The sequence below is a fragment of the Kitasatospora sp. NPDC093558 genome, assembly GCF_040683475.1.
In the GTDB taxonomy this organism is placed as follows: domain Bacteria; phylum Actinomycetota; class Actinomycetes; order Streptomycetales; family Streptomycetaceae; genus Kitasatospora.
Genome location: NZ_JBFBDY010000254.1, coordinates 1 through 9,077 on the forward strand (window position 1 = coordinate 1; position 9,077 = coordinate 9,077).

The 9,077-nt window shown below is 72.7% G+C and carries 9 protein-coding genes; 4 read left to right on the forward strand and 5 right to left on the reverse strand.

Annotated features, from left to right (window positions below; translation table 11 throughout):
• Positions 1-386: hypothetical protein (locus tag AB0O00_RS22205; protein ID WP_363654343.1), on the forward strand; the 386-nt coding region annotated here is incomplete at its 5' end.
• 80 nt (positions 387-466) lie between these two features.
• On the opposite strand, the gene AB0O00_RS22210 is transcribed toward AB0O00_RS22205, so the two are convergent.
• Genes AB0O00_RS22210 through AB0O00_RS22225 form a run of 4 tightly spaced genes read right to left on the reverse strand, consistent with a single transcriptional unit; the run spans position 467 to position 4,772 of the window.
• Positions 467-1,441 (reverse strand): alpha-ketoacid dehydrogenase subunit beta, encoded by a 975-nt coding sequence (locus tag AB0O00_RS22210; RefSeq protein WP_363654345.1) that lies wholly within the window; start codon positions 1,439-1,441, stop codon positions 467-469.
• Positions 1,432-2,544 (reverse strand): pyruvate dehydrogenase (acetyl-transferring) E1 component subunit alpha, encoded by a 1,113-nt coding sequence (gene pdhA, locus AB0O00_RS22215; protein WP_363654347.1) that lies wholly within the window; start codon positions 2,542-2,544, stop codon positions 1,432-1,434. The genes AB0O00_RS22210 and pdhA overlap by 10 nt, the downstream gene beginning before the upstream one ends.
• A gap of 1 nt (position 2,545) precedes the next feature.
• On the reverse strand, positions 2,546-4,300 hold the full coding sequence (gene leuA, locus AB0O00_RS22220) for a 2-isopropylmalate synthase (RefSeq protein WP_363654349.1): 1,755 nt from the start codon (positions 4,298-4,300) through the stop codon (positions 2,546-2,548).
• A gap of 4 nt (positions 4,301-4,304) precedes the next feature.
• The gene (locus AB0O00_RS22225; protein ID WP_363654351.1) at positions 4,305-4,772 is read right to left on the reverse strand and encodes a DUF1772 domain-containing protein; all 468 of its coding nucleotides are present in this window, start codon (positions 4,770-4,772) and stop codon (positions 4,305-4,307) included.
• Between the two features lie 175 nt (positions 4,773-4,947).
• Here AB0O00_RS22225 and AB0O00_RS22230 point away from each other — a divergent pair, with 175 nt between their 5' ends.
• The 3 genes from AB0O00_RS22230 to AB0O00_RS22240 all read left to right on the forward strand — a co-directional run bounded on the left by AB0O00_RS22230 (position 4,948) and on the right by AB0O00_RS22240 (position 8,089).
• Positions 4,948-5,949 carry a beta-ketoacyl-ACP synthase 3 gene (locus tag AB0O00_RS22230; RefSeq protein ID WP_363654353.1) on the forward strand — a complete coding sequence of 334 codons (1,002 nt, stop codon included), beginning with the start codon at positions 4,948-4,950 and terminating at the stop codon, positions 5,947-5,949.
• A complete protein-coding gene (locus tag AB0O00_RS22235) occupies positions 5,946-7,535 on the forward strand; it encodes a methylmalonyl-CoA mutase family protein (RefSeq protein ID WP_363654355.1) in 1,590 nt (529 codons plus the stop codon). Before AB0O00_RS22230 ends, AB0O00_RS22235 begins: the two co-directional genes overlap by 4 nt.
• A 107-nt stretch (positions 7,536-7,642) precedes the next feature.
• Entirely contained in the window at positions 7,643-8,089 is a 447-nt protein-coding gene (locus AB0O00_RS22240) for a cobalamin-dependent protein (RefSeq protein WP_363654357.1), read from the forward strand.
• A gap of 128 nt (positions 8,090-8,217) precedes the next feature.
• On the opposite strand, the gene AB0O00_RS22245 is transcribed toward AB0O00_RS22240, so the two are convergent.
• Positions 8,218-8,985, reverse strand: coding sequence for an AfsR/SARP family transcriptional regulator (locus tag AB0O00_RS22245; protein WP_363654359.1), 768 nt, complete (start codon positions 8,983-8,985; stop codon positions 8,218-8,220).
• Positions 8,986-9,077: the final 92 nt, after the last annotated feature.

A 9,077-nucleotide genomic window follows, 5' to 3' on the forward strand; every position in this document is an offset into this window, starting at 1 on the left:
GGCTGAGGGCCGACCTGGCGACGCCCGCGGCCGTCGCCACGGCGCGGGCCGCCACCGAGCGGCTCGCCGGGCTGCTGGGCCGGCACCTGGACCGGGAGGAGAAGCACATCGTGCCGGTCCTGGTGGACCGCATCCGCCCTGAGGAACTGGCCGGTGGCCAGGGCGGCAAGGGCGGCCCGGGCCAGGGAGGTCAGGGCAGGCCTGGGGTCGGTGAGCCGCCGCGGTGGCTGGTGTCGACGTGGACCGAGGAGGGCGTGGACGCGGTCGTGGTGGACGCGCTGATCGCGGCGCTGCCGCGGGCGTTCGCCGAGCAGATGGCCGGGGCCCTGCCCGGCTGGCGGAACCAGTACCGTGACATCAATGCCCGTGTGTGGGCGCAGATTTGACGGAATATCAAATAGCAATGTGCCGCCGGATCCACGATCCGGCGGCACATCGGCATCGGAATCGGCGTCGGCGCACCCGGTCAGTGCGACAGCGACCGATCCACGCAGTCCATCACCCGCTCCAGGTCGGGCAGGTAGACGTCCTCCAGGCGGGACGGCGGGTACGGGGTGTCGTAGCCGGTGACCCGCAGCGCGGGCGCCTGGAGGGAGTAGAAGCACTCCTCGGTGATCCGGCAGCCGAGTTCGGCGGCCACGCCCAGCTGGCCGGGGGCCTCGTGGACGGTGACCAGCCGTCCGGTCCGCACGACCGAGTCCCGGACGGTGGCGAGGTCCAGCGGCGAGAGCGAGCGCAGGTCGATCACCTCCAGGCTGCGGCCCTCCGCGGCGGCGGCCTCGGCGGCGTCCAGGCAGACCCGGACGGTCGGCCCGTACCCCACGAGGGTGAGGTCGGTGCCCGGGCGGACCACCTCGGCCGCGTGGAGCGGCAGCGGGGCGCCGGCCGCCGGGTCGACCTCGCCCTTGTCCCAGTAGCGGCGCTTCGGCTCGAAGAAGACCACCGGGTCGTCGCAGGCCACCGCCTGCTGGATCATCCAGTACGCGTCGGCCGGCCGGGCGCAGGTGACCACCCGCAGGCCCGCGGTGTGGGCGAAGTACGCCTCCGGCGATTCGCTGTGGTGCTCCACCGCGCCGATCCCGCCGCCGAACGGGATCCGCACGACGACCGGCATGACCACCCGGCCGCGGGTGCGGGCCCGCAGCTTGGCGAGCTGGGCCACGATCTGGTCGTAGGCGGGGTAGACGAACCCGTCGAACTGGATCTCGCAGACCGGCCGGTAGCCGCGGAACGCGAGGCCGATCGCGGTGCCGACGATCCCGGACTCGGCGAGCGGGGTGTCGATCACGCGGTCGCCGCCGAAGTCCTTGTGCAGTCCGTCGGTGATCCGGAAGACGCCGCCCAGCCGGCCGACGTCCTCGCCGAGCAGGACCACCCTGCGGTCGGCCTCCATGGCCTTGCGCAGTCCGGCGTTGAGGGCCTTGGCGAGGGTCACCTCCATGTCCGCCGTCCTTCCGATCCATCTGTGAACTGATCCAGGAACTCGGAGAGTTGGGCGCGCTGGGTGTCGATCAGCGGGTGCGGTCCGGCGTAGACGTGGTCGAACAGGGCCGCGGGCCGCGGGTCGGGCAGGGCGCGGCACTCGGTGCGCAGCCGGACGGCGAGGCGGTCGGCCTCCTCGTCGAGGCCGGCGAAGAACGCGGCGTCGGCGAACCGCTCGTGCTCCAGGTGGGCCCGGAGCCGGGTGATCGGGTCCCGTGCGGCCCACGCGGCGACCTCGTCGGGGGAGCGGTAGCGGGTGGCGTCGTCGGAGGTGGTGTGCGGGGCCATCCGGTAGGTGACGGCCTCGATCAGCACCGGGCCTGAGCCGGACCTGGCGTGCTCCAGGGCCGCGTCGGTCACCGCGAGCGTGGCGAGCACGTCGTTGCCGTCCACCCGGATGCCGGGGAAGCCGTAGCCGAAGGCGCGCCGGTACAGCGGGACGCGGCTCTGCCGGGTGAGCGGCTCGGAGATCGCCCAGTGGTTGTTCTGGCAGTAGAACACCACGGGGGCGTCGAAGACGGCCGCGTAGGTGAAGGCCTCGTGCACGTCGCCCTGGCTGGTGGCGCCGTCGCCGAAGCAGACCAGGACGGCTCCGTCGGCGCCGTCGAGCCGCAGGCCCATGCCGTAGCCGACGCCGTGCAGGGCGTGGCCGCCCACCACCACCTGGTAGTTGGCCATGCCGGCCCGGTACGGGTCCCAGCTGCCGTGCGCGGTGCCGCGCCAGAAGCCGAGGAGGTCGATCGGCGGGATGCCCCGGCACCAGGCGACGCCGTGCTCGCGGTAGCTGGAGAACACGAAGTCCTGCGGGCGCAGGGCCCGGCCGGCGCCGATCTGGGCGGCCTCCTGGCCGAGGAGCGAGGCCCACAGGCCGAGTTCGCCCTGGCGCTGGAGGACGGTGGCCTCGGCGTCGATCCGGCGGACCAGCACCATGTCGCGGTAGAGCGCGCGGTACTCCTCGGGGGTGAGGTCGAGGCCGTAGTCGGGGTGGGGGACGCGGTGGCCCGAGGGGTCGAGGAGCCGGACCGGGTCGGGGTCGTCGGCGGGGAAGTGGGTGGTGAGCACGTCAGGCCTCCTGAACCGGGGTGGCGGTGCCGGAGCCGGCGGTGCCGGAGATGACGGCGCCGGCGCGGTTGACGGCGCTCACGGCCGCGGCGAGCGAGGCGCGGACGATCCCGGTGCCGATGCCGACGCCCCACACCGTCCGGCCGCGCAGCGCGCACTCCACGTACGCGACGGCCCGGGCGTTGCTGCCGGCGGCGAGCGCGTGCTCGCGGAAGTCGAGCACCCGCAGGTCCACGCCGATCCCGGCGAGCGCGTCGGCGAAGGCGTCGATCGGTCCGTTGCCGGTGCCGTGCAGCCGGTGGATCGTCCCGTCGAGGCGGACGGCGGCGGTGAGCGTGTCGCGGCCGTCGTCGCCGGTGGTGGTGTTGTGGCTGAGCAGGGCCAGCGGGGTGCGCTCGGTGAGGTACTCGGCGCGGAAGAGCCGCCAGATCTCGTCCGGGGCCACCTCGCCGCCGCGGTCGTCGGTGCGGGCCTGGACGGCCTTGGCGAACTCGATCTGCAGGCGGCGCGGCAGGTCGAGCCCGTGCTCGGTCTTGAGCACGTAGGCGACGCCGCCCTTGCCGGACTGGGAGTTGACGCGGATCACGGCGTCGTAGCCGCGCCCGACGTCCCGGGGGTCGATGGGCAGGTAGGGCACGGCCCACCGGATCTCGTCCACCGGCCGGCCGAGCGCCTCGGCCTCGGCGGCCATCGCCTCGAAGCCCTTCTTGATGGCGTCCTGGTGGGAGCCGGAGAACGAGGTGTAGACCAGGTCGCCGGCGTACGGGTGGCGCGGGTGCACCTCCAGCCGGGTGCAGTGCTCGGCGGTGCGGCGCACCGCGTCGATGTCCGAGAGGTCGATGCCGGGGTCGACGCCCTGCGAGTACAGGTTCATGGCCAGCGTGACGAGGTCGACGTTGCCGGTGCGCTCGCCCTGGCCGAAGAGGCAGCCCTCGACGCGGTCGGCGCCGGCCATGACGGCGAGCTCGGCGGCGGCCACGGCGGTGCCGCGGTCGTTGTGGGGATGGACGGAGAGACAGATGTGCTGACGTCTCGTCAGGTTGCGGGACATCCACTCGATCCGGTCGGCGTAGTCGTTGGGCGTCGAACGCTCCACCGTCGCCGGGAGGTTGAGGATCAGCTCGCGGTCCTCGTCGGGCTGCCAGACGTCCGCAACCGACTCGCAGACCTCCAGCGCGAACTCCGGTTCGGTGTCGGTGAAGATCTCCGGGCTGTACTCGTAGCCGAGTTCGGTCGCGTCGCCGAGCAGCTTCGCGGTGTGCCGCAGCACCAGGCGGGTGCCCTCGGTGGCGATCGCCTTGGTGGCCGCCCTGTCATTGCGGAACACCACCCGGCGGAAGAGCGGCGCGGTCGCGTTGTAGAGGTGGACGGTGGCGCGCCGGGCGCCGGCCAGCGACTCGACGGTCCGTTCGATGAGGTCGTCCCGCGCCTGGGTGAGCACGGAGACGGTCACGTGGTCGGGGATCGCGTCCTGCTCGATGATCGAGCGGACGAAGTCGAAGTCGGCCTGCCCCGAGGCCGGGAAGCCGACCTCGATCTCCCGGTAGCCCAGCGCGACCAGCAGGTCGAACATCGTGCGCTTGCGGGCCGGTGACATCGGGTCGATCAGCGCCTGGTTGCCGTCGCGCAGGTCGGTGGAGAGCCAGCGCGGCGCCCGGGTGATCCGGCGCGAGGGCCAGGTGCGGTCGGGCAGGTCCAGCGGGACGGCCGGCCGGTAGCGGCCGAGCGCGAGGGAGCGCCGGTAGCGGGAGTCCATCGGCTCAGGCCCCCCAGGTGACGGCGACGGCGTTGCCGGCGAGGGCGACCATGGCCAGCGCCGTGCGCAGGTGGTGCCAGTCGCGCCACAGCGGCCGCGGATCGCGCCAGCCGTCCGGCACGGATCCCGACTCGACCAGCTTGACCTGGCGGTTGATCGGCACGTTGCAGGCCCGGGAGACCACTGCGACGCCGGTCAGCGCGACGCCCGCGAGCAGGGTGAGCACCCGGATCCAGGCCCGGTCGGCCGTGCCGCCGAGCACGAAGTCGGCCAGCCCCGCCGAGATCACGATGATCGGCATGGTGGGGTCGTAGTAGCGCCCCAGCAGCTTGTGGATCTCCACGTAGCGGTCGACGGGGAGGGCCATGGCGGTGGGGATGACACTGATGGCCACGGCGAAGAACACCCCGGAGACGATGCCGCTGCCCAGCAGGGCCACCAGCCCCAGACCGTGGTTGACCAGCTCGTTCACACTCGTGCCTCCTCGCGGCTCGCGGGCTCTTGGCGCTCACCTTGGCAAGGCGTGCTCGGGCGGTTCTAGAAGCCCCCTGAACGGCCCCGGCCGCTTCAGACGTGCTCGATGCACCGTGGAGGGCCGCGGGCGACCATCCCTCCACGGATGGCCGTTCCGAGAGGAGCTGAGTGGTGTGTTGAGGGCGGGAGGCCGGGCCGAGCCGAGGTTCGGCCGGATCATCGGGGTCGGCGACTACCGGCCGCGCCGGGTGGTGGACAACCGTGAGGTGTGCGAGGCGATCGACTCGACCGAGGAGTGGATCGAGACGCGTTCCGGCATCCGGCGGCGCCGTTTCGCCGAACCGGAGGAGACGCTCGCGGTGATGGGCGCGGCGGCGGCCGAGAAGGCGATCGCCGCGGCCGGCGTGGACCCGCGGGACATCGGGCTCGTCGTCGCGGCGAGCACGACCAACCTGGTCTCGCTGCCGCCGCTCGCGGTGGACATCGCGACGAGGGCGGGCGCGGTCGGCGCGGCGGCCTTCGACCTCAACGCGGCCTGCGCCGGGTTCTGCTACGCGATCGAGACCGCCGCGGCGATGATCAGGATCGGCAACGCCGACCACGCCCTGGTGGTCGGCGTGGAGCGGCTGACCGACCTGGTCGACCCGGCGGACCGGCAGATCGCCTTCCTGCTGGCCGACGGGGCCGGCGCGGTGGTGCTCGGCCCGTCCGCCGAACCGGGCGTCGGCCCGGTGGTCTGGGGCGCCGACGGCCGGCAGCTGGACGCCGTCGTGATGAGCGGCTCCTGGGGCGACCGCCTGCGCGACCCGGCCGCGCCGGCCCCGGTGATGAGGATGGACGGCCGGCGGGTCTTCCGCTGGGTGGTGGACGAGATGGTGGCGGTCGCCCGCAGGGCGGTGGCCGAGGCCGGGATCGCCTTCGCGGACCTGGCCGCCTTCGTCCCGCACCAGGCCAACATGCGGATCACCGACGTGCTGGTCGGCGAACTCGGGCTGCCCGACCACGTGGTGGTGGCCGACGACATCGAGACGGCCGGCAACACCAGCTCGGCCTCGATCCCGCTGGCCGTCGAGCGGCTGCTCACCACCGGCCGGGTCGAGTCCGGCGCCCTGGCCCTGCTGATCGGCTTCGGGGCCGGGCTCACCTTCGCCGCCCAGGTGGTGCGACTGCCGTGACGGAACCACACGTCGTCCGCACCGAGTCCGGCCTGCCGGTCAAGCCGTGCTACGGCCCCGAGGACCTGCCCGGCGAGCGCACCGCCGAACGGCCCGGGCAGGCACCGTTCACCCGCGGCACCCGTCCCGGCATGTACCGTGAACGGCCCTGGGCCGTACGCCAGTTGGCCGGGTACAGCACGGCGGACCACACCAACCGGCGGCTGCGCATGCTGCTGGACTCCGGGGCCACCGCGGTCAACACCGTCTTCGACTTCCCGACCAACCGCGGCTACGACAGCGACGAGGCGATCGCCCGCGCGGACGCCGGTCAGGGCGGGGTCGCGATCGACGGCGTCGAGGACATGCTCGCCCTGTACGACGGGATCCCGCTCGACCGGGTGAGCGTCTCGCTGGTGCTCTCGCACCCGGTCGCGGCGGGGGCGGTGCTCGCCTTCTACCTGGCCGCCGCCGAGCGCCGCGGCTACGCGCTCGCCGACCTGCGGGGCACGCTGCAGAACGACTTCATGATGGAGACGGTGGTGCTCACCGCGCCGAGCGTGCTGGAGCCCGCCTTCTCGTTCCGGCTGTCCACCGACGTCGTCGAGTTCTGCCTCCAGCGGGTGCCGCGCTGGAACGCGATCAGCTACACCGGCTACAACTACCGGGAGGCCGGCGCCGACGCGGTGCACGAGGTCGCGCTGGTCGTGGCCCACGCGGTCGCGACGGCCGAGGAGATGGTGCGCCGCGGCAATCCCGTCGACTCCTTCGCCGGCCGGCTCACCGCCTTCTTCAGCGCGGACAGCGACTTCTTCGAGGAGGTCGCCAAGTACCGTGCCGCCCGGCGCGTCTACGCCCGGGTCTTCGAGGAGCGGCTGAAGGCCACGGACCCCCGCAGCCTGATGCTCCGCTACCACGTCCAGACCGCCGGGTCCGCGCTGACCGCGCGGCAGCCGCTCAACAACATCACCCGCGCCGCCTACCAGGCCCTGGCGGCGGTGCTGGGCGGCGCGCAGTCGCTGCACGTCAGCGCCTACGACGAGGCGCTGTCCATCCCCTCGGAGCAGGCGGCGCTCACCGCGCTGCACACGCAGCTGATCCTGCGCCACGAGACGGGCGTCGACCGGACCGCCGATCCGCTGGCAGGCAGCTACTACGTGGAGCACCTGACCGACGAGATCGAGCGCAGCGTGGTCGGCCTCCTGGAGCGGATCGACTCGATGGGCGGCCTGGTGGCCGCCGTCGACCAGGGCTGGGTGCACAAGCAACTGGCCGGCCGGGCCTACGACCGTCAGCTGGAGCTCGACGCGGGCAGCCGGACCGTCGTGGGCGTCAACCGGTTCCAGGACGAGGACGAGCCGCTGCGGATCGAACCGTTCCGGGTCCCGGCCACCATCGAGGCGCAGCGGCGCAGCCTGGCGCGGCTGCGGGCGACCCGGGACGGCACCCGGGTGCGCGCGGCGCTGGAACAGGTGCGGGCGGCGGCCGTCGGCGGCCGCAACACCATGCCGGGACTGCTGGACGCGGCGCGGGCCGGGGCGACGCTCGGCGAGTGCTGCGAGGTCTTCCGCAGCCTGCACGGCGGCTGGCACCAGCCGCTGATCTGACCGAACGCTCTGGCTCGCTCGACTCACGAGCTCGACTCACGAGCTCGACTCACGAGCTCGACTCACGAGCTCGACTCACGAGCTCGACTCACGAGGAGGAAGCACGGATGGATCGCATCCGCGTGGTGATGGCCAAACCGGGCCTCGACTCGCACTACCGCGGCGTCATGGTGGTCAGCCGCCACCTGGTGCAGCACGGGATGGAGGTGGTCTACCTCGGCAACCAGCTGCCGGAACAGATCGTGCAGGCGGTGCTGGCCGAGGACGCCGACGTGCTCGGGCTCTCCAGCCTCTCCGGGAACCACCTCGCGCTGGTGCCGCCGGTGCTGGAGGGGCTGTCCGCACTGGGCCTGGAGGACGTGCTGGTGCTCCTGGGCGGGATCGTTCCGACCGAGGACGCCGACGAGCTGCGCGCCCAGGGCGTGGGCGAGGTGTTCGGACCGGGTACGGACCTGGCCTCGATCGTGCGGGTGATCCGCGAGCACGTCGCGGGCCGTGACGCTGCCCTCGCCGCGGTCCGTGACGCCGATCTCGCGGTGGTGCGGCGGCCCTAGTGCTGTGGCATGGTGCCGTGGCACTGGCGGACCGGCCTTCCGTGGACGGAACCGGCCGGCCGGGGCTCCTCCGGGAGGGCCCTGGCCGGTCCCGACCGCCGCTGACCGGCCATCGGTCGATCGACGCGTCAGAAGGTCGGCTGCAGCGTGCTGTTGAGGATGTCCTGCTGGGCGCGCTGCATCGCCAGGCCGGGTTCGAGGCCGAGCTCGTCGCGCAGCCGCCGGCGGTAGGACCGGTACACGTCGAGCGCCTCGCCCTGGCGGGACGAGCAGTGGAGCGCCATCATCAGGCGGCTGTGGAACCACTCGTGCAGCGGATGGGCCACCACGAGCGTCTTGAGCTCGGAGACCAGCTCGCGGTGCTGGCCGAGCCGGAGGTCCGCGTCTATCCGCATCTCCAGGGCGTTCATCCGCTCCTCCTCCAGGAAGGTCGCGTGGCTCTGGAGCACCGGTCCGCACACGACGCCGCCGAAGACCGGCCCCTGCCACAGGTCGAGCGCCTGGTGGAGCACGGCGGACGCCCGCTGCGGCCGGTTCGTCTCCAGGGCGTGCCGGCCCTCGCGCACCAGGGCCTGGAAGCGCACCAGGTCGAGGTGGTCGGGATCGGCGGACAGGACGTAGCCGGAGGGCTCGGTCCGCGTCCGGATGATGCTCTCCCGGTCGCGGCCGTCGCTCCCGAACGACTTGCGGAGCTGGTAGATGTAGGTCTGCAGTGTGGCGGTCGCACTGGTCGGCGGATTGTCCTGCCAGAGTTCCTCGGCCAGCGTTTCGGCCAGCACCAGCTTGTTGGCTCTCAGCAGCAGGGTGGCCAGTACCCTTCGGAGTTTCGGGGCGCTGGGCGTCCGGTCGATTTCGCCGTCGCGGGCGGCGAGTGTCCCGAGTACCGAGTAATCCATTGCTCCCCCTGTTTGCAGGTGGTGAGGGTTTTGGTTTTCCCGGAAATTCCGGGGGTCCTGAGGGAATTCGCCCTGAGGGAATTCGGGGGAAT